The 24,058-nt window shown below is 68.0% G+C and carries 20 protein-coding genes and 5 pseudogenes; 15 read left to right on the plus strand and 10 right to left on the minus strand.

Going from position 1 to position 24,058, the window contains the following annotated elements; translation table 11 throughout:
- Positions 1–458: 458 nt before the first annotated feature.
- The 8 genes and pseudogenes from OG611_RS26085 to OG611_RS26120 all read left to right on the plus strand — a co-directional run bounded on the left by OG611_RS26085 (position 459) and on the right by OG611_RS26120 (position 6,749).
- Entirely contained in the window at positions 459–1,343 is an 885-nt protein-coding gene (locus tag OG611_RS26085) for a hypothetical protein (RefSeq protein WP_266424595.1), read from the plus strand.
- A gap of 528 nt (positions 1,344–1,871) precedes the next feature.
- A pseudogene (locus OG611_RS26090) lies at positions 1,872–1,994 on the plus strand (restriction endonuclease); the annotation flags it as partial.
- Between the two features lie 47 nt (positions 1,995–2,041).
- Positions 2,042–3,013, plus strand: coding sequence for a hypothetical protein (locus OG611_RS26095; protein ID WP_266424598.1), 972 nt, complete (start codon positions 2,042–2,044; stop codon positions 3,011–3,013).
- Between the two features lie 279 nt (positions 3,014–3,292).
- On the plus strand, positions 3,293–3,658 hold the full coding sequence (locus OG611_RS26100) for a hypothetical protein (protein WP_266424601.1): 366 nt from the start codon (positions 3,293–3,295) through the stop codon (positions 3,656–3,658).
- 411 nt (positions 3,659–4,069) lie between these two features.
- On the plus strand, positions 4,070–4,540 hold the full coding sequence (locus tag OG611_RS26105; RefSeq protein WP_266424604.1) for a hypothetical protein: 471 nt from the start codon (positions 4,070–4,072) through the stop codon (positions 4,538–4,540).
- 120 nt (positions 4,541–4,660) lie between these two features.
- A complete protein-coding gene (locus OG611_RS26110; protein ID WP_266424606.1) occupies positions 4,661–5,062 on the plus strand; it encodes a hypothetical protein in 402 nt (133 codons plus the stop codon).
- 134 nt (positions 5,063–5,196) lie between these two features.
- Positions 5,197–5,856 (plus strand): competence protein CoiA family protein, encoded by a 660-nt coding sequence (locus OG611_RS26115; protein ID WP_266424609.1) that lies wholly within the window; start codon positions 5,197–5,199, stop codon positions 5,854–5,856.
- Entirely contained in the window at positions 5,823–6,749 is a 927-nt protein-coding gene (locus tag OG611_RS26120; protein ID WP_266424611.1) for a hypothetical protein, read from the plus strand. The genes OG611_RS26115 and OG611_RS26120 overlap by 34 nt, the downstream gene beginning before the upstream one ends.
- A 49-nt stretch (positions 6,750–6,798) precedes the next feature.
- On the opposite strand, the gene OG611_RS26125 is transcribed toward OG611_RS26120, so the two are convergent.
- The 6 genes and pseudogenes from OG611_RS26125 to OG611_RS26150 all read right to left on the minus strand — a co-directional run bounded on the left by OG611_RS26125 (position 6,799) and on the right by OG611_RS26150 (position 14,513).
- Complete coding sequence (locus OG611_RS26125) at positions 6,799–7,815, minus strand: CopG family transcriptional regulator (RefSeq protein ID WP_266424614.1); 1,017 nt, start codon at positions 7,813–7,815, stop codon at positions 6,799–6,801.
- Complete coding sequence (locus OG611_RS26130; RefSeq protein WP_266424617.1) at positions 7,812–8,363, minus strand: histidine kinase; 552 nt, start codon at positions 8,361–8,363, stop codon at positions 7,812–7,814. Before OG611_RS26130 ends, OG611_RS26125 begins: the two co-directional genes overlap by 4 nt.
- Positions 8,364–8,739: 376 nt before the next feature.
- Positions 8,740–10,389, minus strand: coding sequence for a hypothetical protein (locus OG611_RS26135; protein ID WP_266424619.1), 1,650 nt, complete (start codon positions 10,387–10,389; stop codon positions 8,740–8,742).
- 310 nt (positions 10,390–10,699) lie between these two features.
- A pseudogene (locus OG611_RS26140) lies at positions 10,700–11,296 on the minus strand (Tn3 family transposase); the annotation flags it as partial.
- 398 nt (positions 11,297–11,694) lie between these two features.
- Positions 11,695–12,906, minus strand: a complete 1,212-nt coding sequence (locus OG611_RS26145) for an IS4 family transposase (RefSeq protein ID WP_266422782.1) — start codon at positions 12,904–12,906, stop codon at positions 11,695–11,697.
- A 209-nt stretch (positions 12,907–13,115) separates the two neighbouring features.
- Complete coding sequence (locus OG611_RS26150; protein ID WP_266424621.1) at positions 13,116–14,513, minus strand: IS1380 family transposase; 1,398 nt, start codon at positions 14,511–14,513, stop codon at positions 13,116–13,118.
- Between the two features lie 227 nt (positions 14,514–14,740).
- Here OG611_RS26150 and OG611_RS26155 point away from each other — a divergent pair, with 227 nt between their 5' ends.
- Together OG611_RS26155 and OG611_RS26160 are read left to right on the plus strand one after the other, a co-directional pair.
- Positions 14,741–15,583: an IS5 family transposase gene (locus tag OG611_RS26155; RefSeq protein WP_266424623.1), complete on the plus strand. Its 843-nt coding sequence runs from the start codon at positions 14,741–14,743 to the stop codon at positions 15,581–15,583.
- A 781-nt stretch (positions 15,584–16,364) separates the two neighbouring features.
- Positions 16,365–17,432, plus strand: a complete 1,068-nt coding sequence (locus OG611_RS26160; RefSeq protein WP_266424626.1) for a WD40 repeat domain-containing protein — start codon at positions 16,365–16,367, stop codon at positions 17,430–17,432.
- A gap of 368 nt (positions 17,433–17,800) precedes the next feature.
- Here OG611_RS26160 and OG611_RS26165 read toward each other — a convergent pair whose 3' ends face one another.
- Entirely contained in the window at positions 17,801–17,947 is a 147-nt protein-coding gene (locus tag OG611_RS26165; protein ID WP_266424629.1) for a hypothetical protein, read from the minus strand.
- A 100-nt stretch (positions 17,948–18,047) separates the two neighbouring features.
- Positions 18,048–18,665 (minus strand): annotated as a pseudogene (locus OG611_RS26170) (IS4 family transposase); the annotation flags it as partial.
- Between the two features lie 116 nt (positions 18,666–18,781).
- On the opposite strand from OG611_RS26170, the pseudogene OG611_RS26175 reads away from it, so the two are divergent.
- Positions 18,782–19,447: pseudogene (locus OG611_RS26175) on the plus strand (IS630 family transposase); the annotation flags it as partial.
- Here OG611_RS26175 and OG611_RS26180 read toward each other — a convergent pair.
- The gene (locus OG611_RS26180) at positions 19,439–19,624 is read right to left on the minus strand and encodes a hypothetical protein (RefSeq protein ID WP_266424632.1); all 186 of its coding nucleotides are present in this window, start codon (positions 19,622–19,624) and stop codon (positions 19,439–19,441) included. The pseudogene OG611_RS26175 and the gene OG611_RS26180 overlap by 9 nt on opposite strands.
- 369 nt (positions 19,625–19,993) lie before the next feature.
- On the opposite strand from OG611_RS26180, the gene OG611_RS26185 reads away from it, so the two are divergent.
- Positions 19,994–20,428: a hypothetical protein gene (locus OG611_RS26185; RefSeq protein WP_266424635.1), complete on the plus strand. Its 435-nt coding sequence runs from the start codon at positions 19,994–19,996 to the stop codon at positions 20,426–20,428.
- Between the two features lie 8 nt (positions 20,429–20,436).
- Here the strand turns inward: OG611_RS26185 and OG611_RS40725 are convergent.
- Positions 20,437–20,601, minus strand: a pseudogene (locus OG611_RS40725) (transposase); the annotation flags it as partial.
- A 94-nt stretch (positions 20,602–20,695) separates the two neighbouring features.
- On the opposite strand from OG611_RS40725, the gene OG611_RS26190 reads away from it, so the two are divergent.
- The 3 genes from OG611_RS26190 to OG611_RS26200 all read left to right on the plus strand — a co-directional run bounded on the left by OG611_RS26190 (position 20,696) and on the right by OG611_RS26200 (position 24,049).
- Positions 20,696–21,223 (plus strand): transposase, encoded by a 528-nt coding sequence (locus OG611_RS26190; protein WP_266424638.1) that lies wholly within the window; start codon positions 20,696–20,698, stop codon positions 21,221–21,223.
- A 59-nt stretch (positions 21,224–21,282) separates the two neighbouring features.
- Positions 21,283–22,626 carry an IS630 family transposase gene (locus OG611_RS26195; RefSeq protein WP_266424281.1) on the plus strand — a complete coding sequence of 448 codons (1,344 nt, stop codon included), beginning with the start codon at positions 21,283–21,285 and terminating at the stop codon, positions 22,624–22,626.
- Positions 22,627–22,705: 79 nt separating this feature from the next.
- On the plus strand, positions 22,706–24,049 hold the full coding sequence (locus tag OG611_RS26200) for an IS630 family transposase (protein ID WP_266424281.1): 1,344 nt from the start codon (positions 22,706–22,708) through the stop codon (positions 24,047–24,049).
- Positions 24,050–24,058 lie beyond the last annotated feature (9 nt).

Consider the following 24,058-nt stretch of genomic DNA (forward strand, 5'->3'; position numbering starts at 1 on the left):
TTCCTCGTCTCGAAGCTGCAGACCTTTACCTGTGGCCGGGCACCAGGGAGATGCTGCGCCTGGCAGGCCCGGAGGCGGCATCTCCCTGGTGCTCAGGTCAGCACGAGGAGACGGCCATGTGGACCAGGTGGAGGAGCTCACGGACCAGCCCGCTGGCCAACGTGGCGGAAGCGGCGTAGAACGCTGCTTGCCCAAGGCCCTGGATAAGACGGTGGCGGGCGCGTCGCCGCTTCGGGGCGGGGCGGTGCGTACGGTGGGACATGACGGTCTCCGTTCAGGGGATGAGTCGGCTGCCCCCGCACCTCGTGTTCCTGGCAGGGATAGGGTGCGGGGCGCAGTTTCTGTTGGACCCAAGCCTCATGGCTGACGTGCGCTGAATGCAGCTTTCGGAGCTCGAATCTCGATGTAAGTTCGGCGCCATGAACGGGAGTCGAGCCACCACGTGGGTTGAGGGAACTTTGGCCGATCTGGTCGCCGACGCGCACGCTCTGGGCGTGATGCAAGCCAGTCCCAGGATGGTGACCTCCTGGGTCGAGGACGGCATGCTCGCCAACCCCGAGCCGCGCAAGACCAGCGCGCACGGCAGCGATCCGCGGGTCTTTCCGCCCGAGCAACGCGAATTGTTCACCAGGCTTCTCGAGGCTCGAGCGCGCTCCCCGCTGGGGCGCATCCCTCAACGCTCCCTGATCCGCGTCGTGCTGTATCTGTGGCTGATCGGCGACACGATCGTGCTTACCCCACAGGCGCGCCGAGCCTGGCGTACCCACGCGCGCGCCACCGGCCAGACAACCGCCGTCCGGCGCAGCGAGAACGTCCGCGCCATCGTTGAGCAACTCGCCCACCCCTCAGCCACCCTCAAGCAACGGCGCGCCGCCCGGCTCGTCCTCGAGGAGAGCGAGCGGACCGGCCGGATCGACATCGACAGACTGACCGCGGTCCTCACGGAGTTGTGCTCGCCCTGGCCCGTCCAGCCCGGCATGCCGAGGATCGAACGAGCCCTTCCCGGCCCGTTCGGGCCCGTCCCCGTCCAGCACCACATCGCCATGTGGAAGGCCCGCCAGCAAACAATCCGCCGCCTCCGGCACGAGGAGATCGACGAAACCGAGCTCGACCGAGTGCGCGCCGTCTACAGACCGATGTGGGCCGACTACCAGGCCCGTCGGCCCGCCATGGCGACCATCGGCGCCGGAGAGTTCGCGGCATACTTCGCAGAGCCCGACACCATGGAGGGCCGCGCGATCGAGGCGGTCGATGCCTTCGTGGGAACGCTCGCCGGCGAACTCGGGCTGATTGAAGCCGCGTCCCATGCCTCAGAGACGGCACGCCTCAGACTGGCGCGCTGACGGTCCCCGGGGCCGGTCCACCGCGTCCTCGCCGAGGAAGCCGAAGGCACCGAGTGAGCCGGGACGCCCGTCAGGGCTTCAAGATCAACTCATTGCCCCTTCGACCTGTATCTGTTTACACCCCTACGGTGGACGCGTGGCCGGGCGGGAGCGCCGGTGCGCGCACTGCTGGAAGCCGTTGCGGGCCACCGCCCGCAGCGACGCCCGGTTCTGCTCGAACGCCTTTCCGCGACCAGCAGCGTGTCCGCCTGCGGCTCGACGGACGTCACGACGGTTTCCCGGCGAGCGCGGCCAGGCGCTCCATCTCGTCCACGCCGTCGTTGCAGCACTGCCCGCACACCAGCCGCCGCGCTTGGGCTGCTCGGGCAGGCGGACGTCGAACGGCGCGCGGGTCTCGTCCTTGTCGCGCAGGTCGTAGTCGCACTCCGCGCAGACCAGCCGGGCGGCGCGGGCCTGCTTCTTCGACCAGGAGGGCCACTCCGCCGACAACGCCAGCTTGGCGATGACCATGCCGTCGGCCCGGGGCTGGAACACCGCCGCAACGGCCTCGCCGGCTCTGCCGTCGGCACCCCGGACCTCCAGGTCCTCAACGGCACCGCCCGCCAGGTCCACGGCGCCAACATCGCGGTGATCGTCACCAACGGCCGCGTGTGGGTAATTCGCCCACGGCGCTCTTGAGCTGTCGGTATGGTCACGGTATGGACTCGCCGGTCGCGTTCGAACGTCTCTATGAAGGCGCCAAGCGCTTTGCCCGCCTGGCGATGGAAGCCCACGCTGAGCAGGACCAGGAGGTCTTCCTGCTGCACGCTGGCGTCAGTGTGGAGCGCCTGGCGAAGGCGGCGTTGGCCCGTGTCCATCCCACCTTGCTCACCGAGGTGAACGGCAAGGACGACATGCTGCTGCACTTCGCGGGAGCGGTGTCCAAACCTCCGGCCCGGCTCAGGACGATCGGCGCGTCGACGGCGATCAGCCGGTTGCGGAGGATGGACGTTCTTCCGCAAAAGAAGAGCAGCGAAGCTGACGACCTGGATGGTCTGATCGAGCTGCGCAACGGGGTCGCTCACCTTGGTACAGGCGATGTGGAGGACTACCTGGGGACCTTCGCAGCAACTGTGGACAGGCTCTTGCTGCACGTGGGGCAGGACCGCGGCTCCTTCTGGGAGTTCTGGTCAGACACGGTCCAAGTGGTCCTGGACGACCGGGCGGGCCGCCTGCAGAAGGATGTCCGCCTGCGGATGAACCAGGCCCGCCACCGGTTCAGGACGCGCTTCGTGGACCTTCCGGAGGGAGCAGTCGACAGCGTCGAGCAGACGGTGAGTGAGCACAAGCTGATAGTGGTCGAGGTGGGCCCGGAGAAAGCGCTGTTCCAGACCCTGAGCCGGTGCCCTGCCTGTCACCGGGAGGCCGCCACTCTGCTCCTGGCCGTGGACAGGGACTCCTTGTTGTTCGGCATGGAACTGGCAGCCGAGGGTCTGCTGTGCGGGCTGTGCGGGTTCCGCCTCACCGGTGCCGATGAGGTCGAGGCAGCCGGCTTGCCGACCACCGTCCGGTTCTCCGTGGAAGACCTGACGAGGACCGTCACGGAGACTTCAGACCCCGCGGAGCGCCTCCCGACCATCAGGCTCAGCCTGCCGGTCGTGACGCCTACGGACTCCCACGACAGCTGGTAGATGCCTGATCACAGCCTTCGGTACGAGGCCGGCGGCTGTCGGAGAGTTCCGAGGTCGTGGGTGGGAAAGAAATCTTCCATGCCTGAGTTGCCTCAGAAGTGGCTCAGATCCCGTTTCGCCGGAGGAGTACGACCGCATCACTGCGTTGTGAATAACATTGACTGGGGAACCCTTCCGGCCTGGGCGAGCGCGCTCGGCACAAGTGGGTCATTGATGCTCGGTTTCACGATCTTGTTACGGGACCGTAGGAAGGAAGAGCGCCAAGAAGCCCAGAGGGTCGTGTTCTACTTCGACCGGCTGGAGGACGGCACCACCAAAGTGCGCCTCCTGAACACCGCAGACCGTCCTGTTCTCCTGCCGCGGGTGATGTTCAGTGGCGAAGAACGGGTGCGCTTTGAGACGGACCGGCTCGACCCTGGTGAAGAGGCAGTCGCCGATATCTCGCTCTACACCGACGGCACCGGCGAGTTTCCCCTGGCCGTGGCCTTCGTCGATGCCGACGGATATGAGTGGGTCCGGGACTGCATGTCGCGGGAAGTGATCCGCCGAAGGCGTCTGGACCGCAGGGCCCGGCTGCTGATGCATCCCCGCACGTGGAGAACCTTTGGAACGCGGCGAGAGCGCAGGAGGATGCTGCGCCGCTGAGCGTCGGTTCTGTACCTGCGGCAAGCTGGAGTGAGTCAAAGGACGGTGCCGTGCAGGGCGCGGCGGTCGCCGGACATTCCTCGGCTTCCACTACTTTTGCGGCCCGCGGGCCGCAAAAGGGTGAGCCCGGAGTAGGCGTGCTCGGAGGATGGGGGCCTGGCGCCTCACAGGCGGAACCCGTGCCGGGCGTGGCGGTGTGGGTCGGACCGTAAGGGGCCCTGTGAACCCCCGAGGTTGCACACACCCCTCAGAGCGCCCAGCAGCCCTCTGGCAGATGAGCCAAGACGCCGAGATGGGAACGGCTGCTCGAACCGTTCCCGCCGTCTGCTGGCCGGTCATGCCCTGTCGCAGGGCTGCCGGGTAGGAAAGGCTGAGACGGCTGCGCAGCGCTGGCCAACGGGAGGGAGCGGCATGGTGTACGAGGACTGCACGTACCACGGCATCCAGGACGGACCGGAGACCGTCAGGGGCGACGGCGAGGAATGGCAGCCTGCCCGGATCCTCGTCGAGACGCCCGAGTTCGGTCCTACCGAGCGCCAGACCCTGACGGTGCTCCGTGAGCTGCCCGAGCCTGAAGGCGGTGGGTTCGGCTGGGGCTACAACGGCGCCGGCACCAGCAACGCGGCCGCCGTGATCCTCGCCGACGCCCTCGGCCTCGGCGACCCGGACGCGTGCGGAATCTCCTTCCTCTCCGACGAGGACAAGACTCTCGGCGCGCTCCGGGAGGACTTCTGTGACGACGTTCTGTCCCAGTGCTGCGATCAGTGGCGCCTGCGGCGCGGCGTCATTCTGCGCTGGGCACGCGCCTGGTACCTCCAGCAGGGCATCACCGACCTGCCCGCTGCCCTGCACGCGCTCCCGCCGCTCTACGGCAAGGGCTGACCAGTGGGTTCGACGGATTCGGCCCGGCCCCGGTCTCTGTGGTCCCGCCTGACTGATGCCTTCCACGGACGGGACGCTGCGGCGCCGGCTGCACCGCCGCTGTCTGCCCGGACGGGGTGGGTGGTGGACCCGGATGCGGAGGACTGGAGCTACCAGCCGCCCTCAACGCCTGCGGGGTTCCAGAGCATCTACGTCCGTGAGCCGGACGGGTACGACTTCGCCCGCCTGACCTGGCAGGTCTGCGACGAGTGCCGTATCGGCCTCATCGCGAAGATCCGGGTCACCGGTCCGTGGCAGCGCCACGGGTACGGCTCCCGCATGGTGCGCCTGGCCCTGCGCGACTGCGGCGGGTACCGCTGGACCACCACGCCGCAATCGGAGTTCGCCCGGGCGTTCTTCCCTGCGGTCACCGCTGTGACGGGGGTGGACTTCCCTGCCCAGGCACACCGCTGCGAGCACATGCGGGCGAGGGAGCCCAGACACTTCGAGGACTCGCGGCCTCTCTCCCCGCCACCTCGCTGACCCTGGTAGCTACCTGGCCAGTCAGCGGGGACGGTACAGGGCGGACTAGGTCGTGTTCCGGTGAATGCCGCCACATTTGTCAGTGCCGGGCTGGACAATGCTGCGAAGTCATCCCTCTGGAGCGAAGGAGCACCATGGACCGGCGGCTCATCCAGACTGCAGTTTTTGGGAGTTCGGACTCGGACGAGCCTGCTGTGTGCCCGGAGACCGTGGAGGAGCTGGAGGTTTTTCGGCGAGCGCACGAGAACGACACCATCTGGTGCGGCACCAAGTTCGAGGGCGGCTGCGGGCGGCGGCTGACCACGCGGCTGTGCACTGACAAGATCTGTCATTTCGCGCATTACGCTTCCAGCGGCTCGGGCGAGCCCTGCGGAAGGAAAGCGAAGGGCAAGGACAGTGCCAACCACTTGTTCGCCAAGGCTCATCTGGCGGCATGGCTGCACACGCAGGGCCTGACCTCCGAGTTCAGCTACCCCGAACCGCTGGGCTCCGCCGTGCTGATACATCTGGAAGATGGGCGGATCCTCCTGGTCCACCTCGACCGCAACCGGCCCGTCAGCCGGGACGACAGCTCCTGGGAAGTCATCCTCGGGCCCGGCGTACGGATCGCTCCAGACATCCTGGAGCAGCGCGGCTACGTGCAGCGCATCCGCTTCGAGGACCGGCCCGGCGGCGGCCGTGTCATGCGGCTGGGCACAGAGCGCCCGGGGGGCGCTCGATCGTCAGTGTCGCGCCTTCCCGGCCGCGGGCGGCGAGCGCCGTGCGTCAGGACGACCCGGTCAAACGCGCGCTGATGCATCTCGACCGCGCCATGCGTGATCGGCCGGACCGTTTATACAGCGCGGTGAGAACCATCCAGCAGCTCCTGGAGGCAGAGAAGGTCCCGGAGAACACCGCCCGGCTGCGCCTGGCTCTCGGCCGCGGTCAGAAGCAACTCGATGAACGAGCCCGGCAACGCCAGACAGTCCTGGCCCAGCTGCAGGAACAGCCAACATTTCTCCTCCTCACCGAGGCCACCCAGCTGATGAGGGATCTCGACGTGACGGCCGAGGAGCGGGAGGCGGTGCGTGTCGCACGGGTCCGGTACAACCAGGAGCAGGCCACGCGCCAGCGTGAACTGGAGCAGCGGCGCGCGGCCCGGGAGGCTCAGCGAGAAAAGGAATGGCATGAGCAGGAGGAGCGGCGCGCGGCGCGCCAGGCTCAGCGGGAAAAGGAATGGCGCGAGCAGACGGAGCAGCAGAGTGAGCGCAACGAGGCCGCCCGGCGGGAGCGGTCGGAGCGGGCGTTGGCCGTGCGGCGTGAGCAGGAGGAGGCAGCGGAGCGCCAGGCACAGCAAAAACGCGCCGAGAGACTCGGCTACCTGGCGCCGTTCGTCATGGGGGCGCTGAAGAAGGCGGCCCGTGAGGAGCGGGTCACCACCTGGCGCGAGATGGGAGACAAGACCGGGCAGCGTGAGCTGAGCCGCCTCACCCACCAGGACAAACTGACACTGCTGGAGACAGCGGAGAACAAGACCCTCCCGGGCAGTCCCCTGTGGTCAGCCGTCCTGGCCGCCACCGGCAGCGATGACGCGCTGCGCCTGCACCGGGACCTGCTGCACCGCTTGCAGCGCCCCGCGCCCGCCAGCGACACCGGCCTCCTCGCCCAGATCACCGCGGAGTGCGCCCAGCTGCGCCGCCAGTGGTAAGAGCCTGAACACCTTCGATGACTCCGGCCATGAGTCCCGGAGCGTGCGGCTATCCCCAGTCGCGCAGGTCCTGCTTCAGTTCGTTGAATCGTGCGGCTCGGCGAGGGGCTTGGCTCGCGTTGGGTGCGCTGCCGAGTGCGAGGACGGGATCGGTGACCTGGTAGGTCACCCGGTAGGCCAGGACATCCAGGGCAGTCTCCAGCCATTCCTCCGCGTGGCGTGGGGGAGCCATGGGACCGAGTGCTGTCGTGAACCACACGGGCAGCAGGTCAGTGCCGATGAGCGCGTCGGACAGCCGGCTGCGCAGGCGTACCCGCAGCTGGGTGCAGGCACGTTGGCCGGCCTCGACGACGGCGGCCGACTTCGCGCGCCGGGCGTTGTCCGCGGACTGCTCGGTCTGGGCACCTTGGGCGCTCTGTGCCAGTTGCCCGATCCGTTCCTGGCCTTTCTGCGCCTCGGCAGCCGCCTTGGTGAACGCCTGCTCGGCCTTCTTGCGGCGCGGGTCGCCGGCCGTCGTGGAGGCCAGTACGGCTGCGGCATCGCGGGCGGTGGAGCGGTGCCCGGCCAGTGCCTGCCGCGCCTGCTGGTAGTTGGTGATCCGTAGCTGGAGGACGTTGCGCTGATGCGCGGAGAGGAGGGCTTCCTCGGCAGCGAGCCCCTCCTCGACGGCGAGTCCGAGGCCTCTCAGCTTTCCTCCGCGGTCAAAGTCCAGGTCGATGACGACGGCGCCCTCAGCCTGCCGCAGGTGCCGCTCCAGCGCGCTCACCCGCGTGGTCAGCCCCAGCCCCGCATCCGCTGCGGAGAGGGTCTCCTCCAGCTCGTCGGAGCGCGCTTCGGCGGTCTCCTTGGCTTCCTGCAGGTCTGTCTCAAGGGTGTCGAAGCGCCGCCGGGTGCTGCGCTCGCGATCTTCCAGCTGCTCCACCGTCCCCTCGATGTCGGACAGTTTCGACTGGAGGTTGGACAGGGCATGGTCGGTGCTGCGTTTGAAGGAGTCCTGGCGGCGCTTGAGCGCGTCGATGCGGCGGCCCTGCTCCTCGCCCAGCTCCAGGGAGTCGTATCCGCTCACGCCTTCGCCTTCCTCGCGTCGGCCCCGCTCGCTTCGCTGGCCAGGCCGTAGCTGGAGGCCCAGCACAGCAGCGGCAGCAGCCACACCCACCACGGCAGCACCCCGAAGGCGAGCAGCGGCACTGCCACGCTGGCGACACCCAGCACGGCGGCGGCGTGCCGCAGCTGCCGGTGCTTGCCCGGCAGGGGCTTCTCGCCGGCTGTGTAGAACACGGACGTCCCGATCAGCTGCACCAGCGCGAGGGGCGCCCACCACCCGCTGATCCAGTCGAGCCCCGCGGCCACGCCCAGCAGCACCGCACACGCCGCGTGGGCCCACAACGCCACCGTGAACGACCTGGCGCTCACCTCCAGGTGGGGCTGCTCCAACCTGGCCGGCACCTGCGCCTCGTACTTGAGCAGCGCGTTGCCTGCCTGCACCAAGCGCGCGAAGGCGGCCGCGTACTGAGGATCGTCCTCGTCAAGGCTGTCGAGGACCTGGAGAGCCGCAGTGATCTCGGCCTGCAACCCCGTGACCTCCTGGGCTATCTCATCGTGAAGCTCAACCACTCGTCCCCCTTCTTGGTAACCACGGAACAACTCCCGTGTGCCTTCCAGCCGCGAAGCCGGTTGACAGTACCGGCCGTCGGCTGCCCCGTACCGTGACTTCGCTGGGAGTGGCCGGATCGAAGCGTTCGGCGGCCGACCACCGGCTTTGATGCCACCTGCGCGGTGACTCGACGGGACCGGCCGCGACCGCTGACGTGGCACCAATCTCCCGACACAGCACAGCTGGGTCAGGATGTCTGCGCTGCAGCGGGCTTGTGGTCCAGGGAGTCGAGGAGCTGGCCGAAGGTGATCTTCTCTTCGTCGTAGTCGAAGGTCATGGCGGCGGCGAGGGCCTCCCACCGGTCGGTGCTGCGCCCGCAGTGGTCCAGCAGGATCTTCAGGGTGGTGTCGGGTTCGTGGCGGGAGAGGATCTCGTCGGCGGGGATCTGGCGCAGGTGCTCCAGGGTGTGGTGGCGGGATTTGATGACGGCCCGGTAGACCTCGGAGCGGGAGAGGATGTTACCGGTGGTGGGGGAGTCGAGCCAGGACTGCAGGACGGCCGCGGGGTCGGGTGCTGGGCGAGTTCGTCGTCGCTCAGCAGCCGCAGCACACCGTCGTCTTCGTCCTCGGGGGTCGGGAGGGACGCCGCTGTGTTCAGGAACCAGTCGGGGCCTTCGACGTTCTCGGCGATCCAGGCCAGCTCGGCAGGGTGCAGCACGTCAAGGACGTCGCCGACGGCGGCGTGCGGGGTGTGCGGGTTGGTGGCGAGGGTGGCCAGGGCCTGGCCCCGGCGGTGCTCCGAGTGGCGTTCCAGGAGCCGGGCCGGGCGCTCGTAGTCGGCATCGAGGCTGTCGACGACGCGGATCAGGGTCCGGCTCGGCGCGGAGGAGACGACAGCCGGCTGATCCAGCAGGGCGAGCTGAGCGCAGGCTCCTGCGAGGTGGTCCGGGTTGGTGCTGAGGAGGGCCAGGTCCTCGGCGAGGCGCCGGACGCTCCCGTCGAATCCGTAGTCGCCAGCCTGCTTCTCGGACAGGCTGAGCAGCTGGCCGCGGACTACCAGGACATCGGCGGCCGCCTGCAGCCGGTCGGCGGCGAGGCCGGTCAGGCGCGGGTTGTTGCGGACGCGGCGGGCGATGTGGTGCAGGGTCCTGCGGGCGGTCACCTGCGGGTTGGGCAGCTCGGCCAGCTCCGGGAGGCACAGCGCCGGCAGGCAGGCGAGCAGCAGGTCCTCGCTGAGGGCGGGAGCCGGGTCTTCGGCGGGAAGTTCCTCGCTGTCCGAGTCAATGTTGGTGGCGGCGTGCAACCGGGCGTCTTCGAGAGCCTTGATCTCGGCCTGGTCCAGGAGCAGGTGCTGGACAGCCGCCCCGAACACTGGGTGTGCGGCGAGCTCCGCCCACCGCTCGGGACACCGGGCCAGCATCGCCCAGCCGTTGTGGCCTCCCAGCTCCAGCGACCAGTCCTCCGCGAACGCGGACACGGCCTCCCAGCCCTCTTCGGGTTCCGGGTGGAGCAGGTACGCGGCGAGCGGCGTGAGGCAGGCTTCGAGGACGGCGTCGAACAGTTCCTGCGGCAGCGGCGGGGCCGGTGCGTCCCCTTCAGCGCGGGTGTAGCGGTCGAGGTCCCAGTCCCGGACGACGTGCTCCACCTCGTGGTGGGGAAGCCGGGGCAGGAGATGGATCGCTGCATCGACCTGGCCGGGGTGCCGTGCCAGACCGGCGATCAGCCCGGCCCAGACCCGGCGGGTTCGCAGGATGGCGGGCACATCGGCAGGGGTCACCGTGCCCTCGGCCGCCAGGGTGGCCAGCATCTTCTCGTCGCCATGCACCAGGAGCCGGCCCCGCAGCCGCTTGGCGGACGTGCGTACAAGCAGAGCGGGCAGCGCGGCCTTGAGAGCGTCTTCCCGCCACTGGTCGGCCCGGGAGTCGAAGCCGACCGGAGTAGTCGCCGGGGCGCACAAAGCTTCGATGACCGTCCTGAGGGCTTCCTTGGGAAGGTCCTCGCTCATCGCGAGATCCCGCCACAGCGGGTACGTACGGGCATTGACCATCCTCGGGATCCCCTCCCACACCTGACTCGGCGTCACCGCCCGGTCGCCATCCGTGGAACGACCGTACGGCGCACCCGGGCCCGAGCGGAGCGTGATTCACGAAGTCGACCTGCCTTGAACCTGGACTGTGGGCTCCCGGGCAGGACGGTCTGACGGGGCCCCGACCGCCAACTACGTGCGGCCAGAGCGCCTCGTACCCGTTCCAACGATTCAGGTCCGCTCGTTAAGACTGAGTGACTGACTGGATACGGCGCGAGTTTGCGCAAGCAGTTCGTGAGATCGCCGTTGGCCACGGCGGCACGCCGCTCGCGAACAAGCCGAACACAATGTCGCTGTAGCTCGCGGTATCGGTGACCACGGTCTCCGGCTTCGGCCCGCCGTCGCGACCCAGCAGCGCGTCCAGGATGAACAGCGAGTCGCGCAGCGTGCCGGGCACCACCACTCCGCCCAGGCCCATGACCTGGTCGTTGACCACGTTCAGCCAGGTGGCGCCCTTCTTGCGCAGCCCGAAGTACCGAGGGCTGTAGCCTGCGTGGATCGTCTGGACCGGCACGGTGAACCGCACCCCGTCCGCGGAGGCGACCAGGCCGCCTCCCCAGGCCCGGACGATGTCGACCTTGGCCTGCGCGCCGATGAGCATCCCGTTGGCGGCGCTGATGGTCTCGGCCCGCAGGTATCCCTGGTCGACCTGGACCAGGCGGGCGCGGGTGAGTGCCGGCACGTTCGGCTTGGCGACCGGAGTCAGGCCGACGTTGCAGGCCTCCGCGAGCAGCAGCGCGCAGACGCTGACCTCGAAGTCGTCCATGTGCGGGTCGGCACCGGAGATGTGGGTGAACGCGGTTGTCATGCCGGTCAGCTCGGCGACTTCCAGCAGCAGCTCGGGGAAGTCGACCTTCGGCAGCATGCTGTTGGCCAGCTGCCGGAAGGCCGGCATCAGGTTCGGCTCGGGGGCGGGGCCGAGGCGGTCCAACTGCAGCTTGCCGTCCTTCACCGTCACCGCGCTGTTCGTCGGCAGCCCGGCAACGACCTGGTGGTAGGCGCCGTGCTTGGCGAGGGCGCACCTCACGCCAGACCGGTCCCGGTTCGACCCGCGGGCGCCTTAGCCTCAATACCGTTCAGTTAGTGGTTTGGATGGTGATGTGGGGGCTGTGTTTGGGCTGGGGCCAGTGTGCGTGGTGGGAGCGTTTCGCGGCCCATTTCAGGACCTTGCGTTTGACGACTCGGGGGTGTGAGCGCTTTCGGCGTGTTGGGTTGAGGTGTTGGGTGAGCCATCGGATGGCGTGATGCCAGATCGTGTCGGCCGTGTCAGTGCCCGGAGGGGGAAAATGCGCTCTGCGCGACTGAACGGCGAGCGATGCGGAGGGCTTTGACGAAGGAGACTCTGTCGGGGTCGTGGCCGGCGTGTGCGGCAGTGTCAGCCATCAGGGTGCGGATGGCGAAGTGGCAGCACAGGTGTCCCCAGATTTCTTGCTGGACAAGCTCGGGGGCTTTCGAGCGCAGTACCGCGCGGGGCCCGCGCTGGTGGGTTTTCAGCTCGTCGAAGGCGGTCTCGATCTCCCACCGTTGGGCGTAGGCGGCTGCGAGGTCCTCGGCGCCGGCCTCGGCAGGGTCGAGGATCGTGGTCAACAGCCGGTACTCCTCGGCGTTGCCCTGGCCGTCATCGACCGTGTAGTCGATCACTCTGACCGTGAGCGGCTCCGTCGTGGCCCGGTTCATGCCCGACGTCGGGACGATCCGGGCCAGCCAGGACCCGTCGGCCAGGGTTTCCAGATACCGGGGCCGCAGGTTCGTTTTCACTCGCCAGAGCAGATCCGCGCCCGTGGAGGCGGCCTGCTGCCAGAGGCGGAACCCGTAGAAGCCCCGGTCGGCCAGGACCAACTGGCCCGGCTCCAGCCGCCCGACGAGCTGCCGGGACAACTCGATCTCCGACACGCTGCACGGACCGGTGACAGCGTCGAAGACCGCATGGGTGCCGCATTCCGCCAATGCCACCAGGCGGGCCTGCGGAAACGCGGCCCGCTCCCCCCGGCTGGAAGCGGGCCGCCCGAAGAAGTCTGCGTTGGCTGCCGTGTCCGCCACATCCAGGCACGTCCCGTCGATCGCCACCAGACGACGCCCGGCCAGCCACGACCCCGGCGTGCCAGGCCCCGCCAGCGGACGCGCAACCCGAGCGAAGAGATCCCGCACCGGCTCGAACCCCAGACGAGACCTGGCCTGGAAGATCGCCGACTTCGAGGGCGGCGTGAACGTCTCCGACCACCCCGACGCCCACGACAGCCCGTCCGTGAGCTGCGCGAACACATCCTCGTAGGAGCCATCCGAATACAGCGCCATCCCGATCGAGAAGTACGCCATCACCCGCGCGGGCAACGACCGGTGACGCCGCTCAGTGCGCCCCGCCTCCTCGATCACCGCGTCAACCACGTCTGCGGGAAACACTCGCGTCAGCAATCCCACAGACACCAAATCCGACAACCGGACATCAGACGACGGCTTCACCCAACCAGAACGCGGCATCCCCCCACGATAACCCAGAAGCGCTTAACTGAACGGTATTGGCCTTAGCCTCGATCCACCGATGCGGTTTTGAAGTGGTCTTCGAGGGTTTGCGGGGCGGGTTCTGAACTGTCGGCCGGGTGTGGACAAGTGGTATCCGCTGGTCTGCCCAGCTTTTCCACGGGTTCGGTTCCGGTTGGGCCCTGGCGGGGCGGGTCGGGCAGAGGCGGTCAGGCCGGTTCGGGTGGGCGGTGGACGGTGTCGAACAACTGCGTCCACGCGTCTCGCCAGGGCCAGTTGTGCGGTAGGTGCAGTGTGATACGCCGTGCGGAGCGGGCGATCCGGGCCGGGACCTGGATCAGGTGGGCGCGGAGGGTGGCGGTGGTGGCCTTGGCGTGGAAGGCGGAGGTCAGTGCGCCGATTGCCCGCAGCAGGTTGTAGGCCATCGCCCACAGGGTGAGCCAGGCGGCGTTGGCGTTGAACTTCCCCGACGGCAGGTGGGCCAGGGCGGAGGCTTTGCTGTCCGCGATGACCTGCTCGACGACGGCGTGGTGACGGTGTTCCCGCTCGGCTTGGAGGGTTTCGGCGGGGTTGTCGGTGAAGAACGGGTGGTGGCGCCAGACCGGGAACAACTCGCCCTGCTCTCCGACGGCCGCGGGTTTGGCCAGGTCACGGACCCGGCGCACGATCAGCCGGGCCGTGACCCGCTCCGATTTCTTCCGGCTGGCGAACGCCGTGTATGCGGGGATCTCGGCGATTTCGGCGTCCGAGACGAGTTCGCCGGTCTCGGGGTCCGGCACCGCGGTCGGGTAGGTGATCTGCTGCCATGCCTTGTCGGGGATGGCAGCGATGGCCCGTTTGATGGAGGGGTTCATGCCGGTGGTGATGGAAAAGTGGGCGCCGGTCCGGCGGCAGGCGGCAATCACACCGGCGTTGTAGAACTGGGAGTCCGCGCGCAGGATGCGGGTGCCGGTGCAGCTGGCCTCGCGGGCGGTGGCCAGGGCCTCGCTGACGAACTTCGGGGCGCCACGGGAGTCGGCCGCTTTGCCGCGGCGCAACCGCACTGTGGCGATCACCGGCCGGGAGTGCGGGGTGCGGACCGTGGCGAGCAAGGGGTGCAGGGTGCGGATGCCCTTGAACCGGCCGTACTCGGCGCCCTGCTTGGTGCGGCCGTAGACCCGTTTGTGGGTGGAGTCGACGTCGATGAACGCCATTTGCCCCGCACCGGGCAGCAGCGGGGTGTGTACGGCCAGTTCGCCAAGGAACCTTCGGTGCACAGCGTGGAGCTGGAGCGCATGACCGTGGGTGAACGCGCGCAGGAACGTGCCCAGCGTGGACGGGGCACGGATCCCGCCGAACAGGGTCGGCATCGCGCCGTGGCGCAGGACGTCCAGGTCGTCGATGCTGTCCGCGCCCACGGCCATCCCGGCGACGATGCTGGTGACCTTGGCGTCCGCTGCCGCACCCGCACCGTTCCCCGCCCCGCTCAGCCTCACCTTCCCCACTGTCAGCCGGGCAAGCCCGCACCGCTCGGCCAGCCGCATCATCGGGACCAGCCCGGCATACGCGACCAGATTGGCGTCATCGAACTCGGCGGACACCGCCGAAACGGCAGGGGAAGATTGCATCTCGCGGGTGTTCTCTTGCTCTGTGGATATGGAACCGTAGGAAGTCCCATCGTCCCAGCTCAGAGGGCATCCGCGTATTCATGCCCAAGCCTTGGACCAGCTATTGCTCGGCGGATCGAGGCTTAGAGGCTGCGCAGATAGGCGCGTTGGTCGACCCCGGCAGCAGATCGGGCACAGGCCCCAGTCGATCATGGAGTTGCGACGTTCTGTGATTACTGGGGAGATCTGTGCCTGTTCTGCCGTCATGGTTGACCGAACCGCTCTGGGACCAGTTCGCTGCCCTGTTGCCCGAGCGATCGATCTACGTGCCGACCCATCCACTCGGCTGTCACCGCCCGCGCATCAGCGACCGGATCGTCTTCGACAAAATGCTGCAGCTCTTGCGGTTCGGCTGCTCCTACCAGGCGATCGCGGACACGACCTGCTCGGCCACCACGATCCGCAACCGTCGCGACGAGTGGATCCGGCTGGGCTTCTTCGCCGAGCTCAGGCGGATCGCGCTCGACGCTTACGACCGGATTGTCGGCCTCCTCCTCGACCGGATCGCCGTCGACGGCTCCATCACCAAAGCACCAGGTGGCGGTGAGGTGGCCGGGCGTTCCCCGGTCGACCGTGGCAAACAGGGCCTGAAACGTTCTGGCATGACGGATGGTTACGGCATTCCGTTGGGCCGCGTCCTGGCCGGAGCCAATCGCCACGACTCCCCGCTGCTCGCCCCGCCCCTGGACCTGCTGGACGACCTCGGACCCCTGCCCGACGACATCACCGTGCACCTGGACGCCGGCTACGACTCCGACAAGACCCGCGCCCTGCTTGCCGAACGCGGCCTGCACGGCCGGATCGCGCACAAGGGCGAGAAGGCGCCCATCCAGGCCAGCCAGAGGTGGCATGTGGAGCGCACCCACGCCTGGCAGAACGCCTTCCAGCGCCTCGCCCGCTGCTATGAGCGCCGGGCCGTCGTCATCGACGCGTTCTTCGACCTCGCCGACACCGTCATCACCGTCCGCAGCGTGATCCGCCGGGCGTGGATGACCCACCGCTGGGACGGACGACCGCACCGCCGCCCATGACTGCACACCAACGGTGGCAGGTGATCGTGGTCTCGGTGGGCCGGTGGCTGCGGCTGACCGGCCCCGCCACGGGCCGCCGTATCGGTCCCCTGCTGTCCGGCCGCACCCGACCGGTCACCACGGTCGCGACAGCCGTGACGGCCGCCCGTCGCTGTCAGCGGCAGCGACGACGGAACAGTACGCGTATGGGACCTGACCACCCACCGGCAGACAGGACCGGCACTGACCTTCCCCGCACCCGCAGGGCTGGCCCGGGGCGGTTCGTCCTGGTCCTGCTCGTGGCCCTGCGTGCGAATCGACGGCGCCGGGGTCCGCATGCGCCCCGGGCGGTTCCACACGGTTCCACACCGTGGGATGCGGCACGGTCGGGAAGGCAGGAACCTGCGGGGGCAGGCCGGGCCTGGGGGTCCTGGTCGGGTCGTGGTGCGGCTGGCCGGCTGCTGCCGGCGGTGAGTGCTGTGGGTGTGTGGCGGTTTCGGGGCCGTGGTTATCAGTAGATGTACGTAACGGGTTACGGATCTTCCGCGTGGGGGTTTACCGGGGCTGGTGGGTGTCGGTGGGGGCGTCTACGGTGCTGGTTATGAGTAACGGTGCGCGTGAGGGTGGTTCGGCAACGGCTCTGTCCGGGGCGGGTGCGTGGTGGTCGGATCCGGGGTTGCTGGTGAACGGTGATCCGGATCATGTGTGGGGGTTGCTGGATTCGGGGGTGGGTCCGGGGGCGCGGTTGGCGGCGGCGGTGTATCGGGCGTCGGCGTATGTGCATCGGGGAGCGACGCCTGGGGTGCGGCGGCAGTTGCTGGCGTTGGACGCGGCCCGGTACGGGGACCGGGACCTGTCGGCGCGGATCAGTGCCGTGCTGGTGGAGGGTGAGCCGGCGGCGCGGTGGAGGGTGGACTGGGCCACCGGTAGCAATGTCGATGCCCCGTTCCGGCGTGCGTTCACCGGTCACGACCGCGAGGTGTCGGCGGTGGCGACGGGGGTGGTGGACGGCCGCACCGTCGCCGTCACCGCCAGCCGGGACAAGTCGGCGCGGGTGTGGGACCTGGCCACCGGACAGCAGGTCGGCGAACCCCTGACCGGCCACACCAGCTGGGTGCGGGCGGTGGCGACGGCGGTGGTGGACGGCCGCCCCATCACCGTCACTGCCAGCAACGATAAGACTGTGCGGGTGTGGGACCTGGCCACCGGACAGCAGGTCGGCGAACCCCTGACCGGCCACACCGGCTCGGTGCGGGCGGTGGCGACGGCGGTGGTGGACGGCCGCCCCATCGCCGTCACCAGCAGCATCGATAAGACGGTGCGGGTCTGGGACCCGACCACTGGGAAGAAGGTCGGCAAACCCCTGACCGGTCACACCGGCTGGGTGCGGGCGGTGGCGACGGCGGTGGTGGACGGCCGCCCCATCGCCGTCACCAGCAGTCGGGACAGGTCGGTGTGGGTGTGGGACCTGGCCACCGGGAAGCAGGTCGGTGAACCCCTGACCGGTCACGACGGCGAGGTGTTGGCGGTGGCGACGGGTGTGGTGGACGGCCGCCCCATTGCCGTCACCAGCAGCAACGATGAGACGGTGCGGGTGTGGGACCACACCACCGGGAAGCAGGTCGGCGAACCCCTCACCGGTCACACCGGCTGGATGCCGACGGTGGCTACGGGGGTGATGGACGGCCGCCCCATCGCGGTCACCGGCAGCGACGACGGAACAGTACGCGTATGGGACCTGACCACCCACCGGCAGACAGGACCGGCACTGACCTTCCCCGCACCGGTAAAGGCGGTGGCGGTGACACCGCACAACACCCACCTGACCGTCGCCTTCGGCCACGACATCGCGACCCTGTCCCCCCATTGACCAATCAGCCCGACCGGCCCGTCCAGTCCATACAGCCCTGGCGGGCCGGCCCGCCCGACGGCATGCCCGCCCACCCGCCGGAAGCCGTCCGGCGAAACCCAACAACACGGACGGTACCCACGGTTCGCCCGATCCACTGCCCCGCACCGGGCCGACGACCACCCACGCGGATGGCTGGGGAACCGGGGACAGCACGTCCCTGTCCAACCGGGCAACAACGCCGAGAACCGCTCCCACAACGGCGAGGACAGTGACAACGGCAGAACAGGCACCCCCCGGTGATCACAGAGTGTCGCGACTCCGGGACCACCCGGAACTGTGCCCGCCCTACCACCAGAGCCGGCCCCATCACCAATCCGCGCGAGTTCTTAGCGGTTTTGGTTGCGGGGTGCCTTGCCCGGTGGGCTGATCGGGGCTGTCTTGTAGTGCGGTGCGACGTCGATGGTGCCTGTGGGGTCGCGGGTGGGCTGGGGCCAGTGCTGGTGGGCGTTGCGTTTGACTGCGAAGTTGGACATCTTGCGTTTGACGACGCGAGGGTTGGAGCGTTGGCGGCGCTTGGGCAGGAGGCGTTCGGCTGTCTCGCGGATGCTGTCGGCGAGGGCTGTGGTCAGGCGGTCAGGGGGAAAAGGCCGCCTGCGCGGTGACGTGGCGTCGGGCGAGGCGGAGGGTGCGGGTGAAAGAGAGCCGGTCGGTGTCGACTGCGGCCTGATCGGCGCTGACGTGCATGAGTTGGCGGATCGCGTGGTGGACGAGCAGGTGGCCCCAGACTTCCTGCTCGACGCCGTCGGGCGACCGCGAGCGCAGGACATGGGCGGGGCCGCGCTGGTGGGTCTTCAGCTCGTCCAGTGCGGTTTCGATCTCCCACCGCTCGTTGTAGAGGGCCGCCAGCTCCGTTGCGGGGGCGGCTTCGTGGGCGAGGATGGTGGTGATCAGCCGGTACGGTGCCGGGTGCTGCGGGCGCCCGGGGTCGTCCAGGGTGTACTCGATGACCCGTACCGCGGTCGGATCGGTGCGTTTGCGGTGATCCTTGGCCGCCACGATGTCGGAGAGATAGGATCCGTCGGGGAACTGACGGCGTACGGGCAGGACCGCGGTCGTCCTGATCCGCCAGAGCAGGTCGGCGCCGCCGGCCGAGGCGGCCCGCCACTGTTCCAGGCCGGCGAAGCCCCGGTCGGCCATCAGCAGGTCATCCGGCCCGAGAGCTTCGTACAGCTCCCGCGCGAGCACGGACTCTGAGGTTCCCCCGCAGCGCGGGAGTGGCTGACTAGCTGGTCAGAGCGGGTTGACGTGGTTTCAGGTTCACTTGTTCGGTCGCTGCCTGGTCGGCGTAGTACTTCTCCTCGAACTCGAAGGTCGTCGACGTCGTCGGCCTCTACCACCATCCGCCGGAGAAGGCAGTGGTTCTCTGCGTCGACGAAAAGAGCCAGATCCAGGCACTGGACCGCTCACAGCCGGTACTGCCGATGATGCCGGGCATGCCCGAACGCCGCACCCACGACTACTACCGGCACGGGATCACCAGCCTGTTCGCCGCCTTCAACATCGCCGACGGCACTGTCATATCGGAACTGCACCGCCGCCATCGCGCCATCGAGTTCAAGAAGTTCCTGATCCGGATCGACAAGGCCGTGCCCACCGGACTCGACGTCCACCTGGTCTGTGACAATTACGCCACCCACAACACCGCCGAGATCAAGACGTGGCTGGGTAAACACCCCCGCTTCCACGTCCACTTCACCCCGATCGGCTCGTCCTGGATGAACCAGGTCGAGCGCTGGTTCGGCCTGCTGACCGACAAACTCATCCGCCGCGGCGTCCACACCTCCGTGACAGCCCTGGAGAAGGACATCACCGCCTGGATCGACACCTGGAACGAGAACCCGAAGCCGTTCACCTGGACCAAGACCGCCGACGAGATCCTCAAATCCCTCGCCGACCACCTCACCAAAACCAGCCCATCCAGCACCAAAACCAGCAGCAGACTTAAGACCGCCTTTTCTGGCGCATCACACTGATACGCCGAAGTCAGTAACGATCTGTTTCCACTCTGGATTGTCGCCGACGGTGACCAGTATCTCCGCAGCAGTGCCGGCGCCGATACTGAAGGCGTCGATCAGATCGGGCGCGTGGGCTTTGGTGAGCTTGCCCAGCAGGGTGTCGTGTTCCTTGACCTCATCGTTGCGGCCTTCCAACGGCGGGCCATCGCGCGCAGGGAGTGCTTCGCGGACGTGGTCGGGTTGGTGACGGGTCCGGGGCGCAGGCCGGCGCATCGCTCGATGAGTGCCATCTTCGACAGGCCCTGGAGCTGCTGGCGCAGTTCGTCGGGAACCGTCACGATCAGGGCTTTGAGAGGGGCCATGGCCTGGGTGCGGGCCTTGACCGCGTCATCACGGGCGACCTTGAGGTGACGGATCATCTCCACGCTGCCCTCAGCGCTCTTCGGGATCGCGGTGGCGGTCCCGGCCGGCACAGCGCGGGCGCCATTCTCCGCGTCGATGGGGTCGGACTTGCCTCGCTGGCGGCGCACGCGCCCGGTCTGGCCGGTTGACCACGACCGGCTGGTGACCGTGCCTGTGCAGATGGGATGCGAGCCCGGCGCTGTAGGAGCCGGTGCCCTCAATATCGAACGCGAGGAAATGGCCGAACTGCCGTTCCTATGCGTCGAGTTGTTCGTAGCCACCGCGGTCAGCAGGGATACTGACGGTGCCCTGGACACCACCGACGACATCGACGGCGACGGCGGTGTGGATGTACTTGTGGGTGTCGACTCCGACGACGACTTCCCGATTGGTTCGGCCTGCAGAATGCTGGTCATGGCTGTCGCTTCCGCTCCTGGGAGCGGCGGTCAGCACGAGACCGTCGGCCGGACGGAAGGACAGGAATATGACGAGTGCCTGGGGGCAACAGGCTCCTACTCGGTCACTGCCCGCGCGGCCGCGGCCCGCATCAAGCCCGCCGCCGGAGTGACCGACAGATCAACAGCAAGGACACCCTAACTTGATCTTTAACCTGTGCGGCGTGGGCGTGGGGTCGTTGGCTTCGTTCGTCGCTTTGCGGGGTTCGTTTTGCCGACCGTGTGCACGTCGTGGCGTGGGGTTGGCCGGGTGTTCTTGCGACCGGGCGGCCGTCCTGGGCCGGGGCGGGAGGATTTCGGTGCTCCGGCTGGGCAGGCGGGAGGCTGTCGCACAACTTCCTCCCGTCGGTGATCAAGAGTGATTCGATGTTCGAGGCCAGCCGCTGCGCCAGCATCGGAATCTTGGTCTGTGGGACAGAACTTCCTGGTGTGCGACCGAGAACGTGATCTTGAGATGCCGCGAAACATAAAGCAGTGGCTGCCGTCCGAGCACGTGCGCTGGAAGGTGCTCGATGTCGTCGGAGAGCTCGATCTGTCAGCGTTCGACGCCAGTTACCGCGTCGACGGGCTAGGCGGGGCGGCTTACCCTCCTGCGACCTTGATCGCGCTGATTCTGTACTGCTGCAGCAAGGGGGTGCGGTCCTCCCGGCGCATCGAGCAAGCCTGCTGGGATGATGTGGGCTGCCGGGTCATCACCGCGAACCGCAAAGTGGACCACTCCACCGTCGCTCGGTTCATCCGCCGCCATCGTGACGCCTTGGCCTCGCTGTTTGTGCAGGTGCTTGCACTGTGCGGTCGGCGTGGTCTGGTGGATCTCTCACGCGGCGCCGGCCTGAGCCTCTACCAAGTCGTCCGCGAACTGCAGACCCTGCTCGCGGTCTGGACCGGCGCCTGCCCCACCTGCCACCGCGACATACCCGCCCCAATACCGACCTGACCAAGTACTACTAGTGTCCTGCACCTGAAATTGCTGCTGTAAGTCTGTAGGCTGTTTTCATGTCGCATCGGGGTCCGCGTGCTGTCGAGGTCGTGCTGTCTGGGGAGGAGCGCGCCGAGTTGTCGCGTTGGGCGGGTGGTGGGGCGGGATCTCGTCCGGCCGAGCGCGCGCGGATCGTCCTGTCGTGTGCGGATGGTGCGTCAAGTGCCCAGGTGGCGGCCGACTTGGGCGTGAACGTCGCGACGGTGCGCAAGTGGCGCTCCCGGTTCGCGGCTCACCGGCTGGCGGGCCTGGCCGACGAGCCACGGCCGGGCCGGCGCAAGCCGGACCTGGTCCTCACCGAGGCCGAGCATGCACAGTTGACGCGCTGGGCGCGGCGGGCGAAGACCGCGCAGTTCCTGGCGCTGCGCGCGAAGATCGTGCTGCGCTGCGCGGAGGGCGGGACGAACAAGCAGGTCGCCACCGAACTCGGCATCGCGCAGGCGACGGTCAACCGCTGGCGGTCGCGGTTCATCGCGGGTCGTCTGGACGGGCTCGCGGACGAGCCGCGCCCGGGCCGGCCGCCCTCGATCCTGCTTGACCGGGTCGAGGACGTGGTCGTCGCGACGCTGGAGTCCACTCCGGGGGAGGACACCCACTGGTCGCGCGCCTCGATGGCGAAGCGCACCGGATTGTCGAAGTCCACCATCGGGCGGATCTGGAAGAAGTTCGACCTCAAGCCGCACCTGCAGGATGCGTTCAAGCTGTCCACCGACCCGCAGTTCGTCGATAAGGTCGTCGACGTCGTCGGCCTCTACCACAACCCGCCCGAGAAGGCGGTGGTGTTGTGTGTCGATGAGAAGAGCCAAATCCAGGCGCTGGACCGGTCCCAGCCAGTGCTGCCGATGATGCCGGGCATGCCCGAGCGCCGCACCCACGACTACCTGCGCCACGGCATCACCAGCCTGTTCGCCGCGTTCAACATCGCCGACGGCACCGTCATCGGCGAACTCCACCGCCGCCACCGGGCAATCGAGTTCAAGAAGTTCCTGGTCACGATAGACAAGGCCGTACCGCGTGAACTCGACGTGCACCTGGTGTGTGACAACTACGCCACCCACAACACCCCCGAGATCAAGGCATGGCTGGGTCGGCATCCCCGCTTCCACGTCCACTTCACCCCGACCGGATCCTCCTGGATCAACCAGGTCGAGCGATGGTTCGGCCTGCTGACCGACAAGCTCATCCGCCGCGGCGTCCACACCTCTGTCAAAGCCCTCGAGAGCGACATCAAGGCGTGGATCGCCACCTGGAACGAGAATCCCAGGCCGTTCACCTGGACCAAGACCGCCGACGAGATCCTCAACTCCCTCGCCGACTACCTCACCAGGATCACCCCACCAGACACTGAAAACCATCAGTAAACTTAAGGCCGAGATTTCAGGTGCAGGACACTAGTGTCCTGCACCTGAAATTGCTGCTGTAAGTCTGTAGGCTGTTTTCATGTCGCATCGGGGTCCGCGTGCTGTCGAGGTCGTGCTGTCTGGGGAGGAGCGCGCCGAGTTGTCGCGTTGGGCGGGTGGTGGGGCGGGATCTCGTCCGGCCGAGCGCGCGCGGATCGTCCTGTCGTGTGCGGATGGTGCGTCAAGTGCCCAGGTGGCGGCCGACTTGGGCGTGAACGTCGCGACGGTGCGCAAGTGGCGCTCCCGGTTCGCGGCTCACCGGCTGGCGGGCCTGGCCGACGAGCCACGGCCGGGCCGGCGCAAGCCGGACCTGGTCCTCACCGAGGCCGAGCATGCACAGTTGACGCGCTGGGCGCGGCGGGCGAAGACCGCGCAGTTCCTGGCGCTGCGCGCGAAGATCGTGCTGCGCTGCGCGGAGGGCGGGACGAACAAGCAGGTCGCCACCGAACTCGGCATCGCGCAGGCGACGGTCAACCGCTGGCGGTCGCGGTTCATCGCGGGTCGTCTGGACGGGCTCGCGGACGAGCCGCGCCCGGGCCGGCCGCCCTCGATCCTGCTTGACCGGGTCGAGGACGTGGTCGTCGCGACGCTGGAGTCCACTCCGGGGGAGGACACCCACTGGTCGCGCGCCTCGATGGCGAAGCGCACCGGATTGTCGAAGTCCACCATCGGGCGGATCTGGAAGAAGTTCGACCTCAAGCCGCACCTGCAGGATGCGTTCAAGCTGTCCACCGACCCGCAGTTCGTCGATAAGGTCGTCGACGTCGTCGGCCTCTACCACAACCCGCCCGAGAAGGCGGTGGTGTTGTGTGTCGATGAGAAGAGCCAAATCCAGGCGCTGGACCGGTCCCAGCCAGTGCTGCCGATGATGCCGGGCATGCCCGAGCGCCGCACCCACGACTACCTGCGCCACGGCATCACCAGCCTGTTCGCCGCGTTCAACATCGCCGACGGCACCGTCATCGGCGAACTCCACCGCCGCCACCGGGCAATCGAGTTCAAGAAGTTCCTGGTCACGATAGACAAGGCCGTACCGCGTGAACTCGACGTGCACCTGGTGTGTGACAACTACGCCACCCACAACACCCCCGAGATCAAGGCATGGCTGGGTCGGCATCCCCGCTTCCACGTCCACTTCACCCCGACCGGATCCTCCTGGATCAACCAGGTCGAGCGATGGTTCGGCCTGCTGACCGACAAGCTCATCCGCCGCGGCGTCCACACCTCTGTCAAAGCCCTCGAGAGCGACATCAAGGCGTGGATCGCCACCTGGAACGAGAATCCCAGGCCGTTCACCTGGACCAAGACCGCCGACGAGATCCTCAACTCCCTCGCCGACTACCTCACCAGGATCACCCCACCAGACACTGAAAACCATCAGTAAACTTAAGGC

Source organism: Streptomyces sp. NBC_01363 (genome assembly GCF_026340595.1).
Lineage (GTDB): Bacteria > Actinomycetota > Actinomycetes > Streptomycetales > Streptomycetaceae > Streptomyces.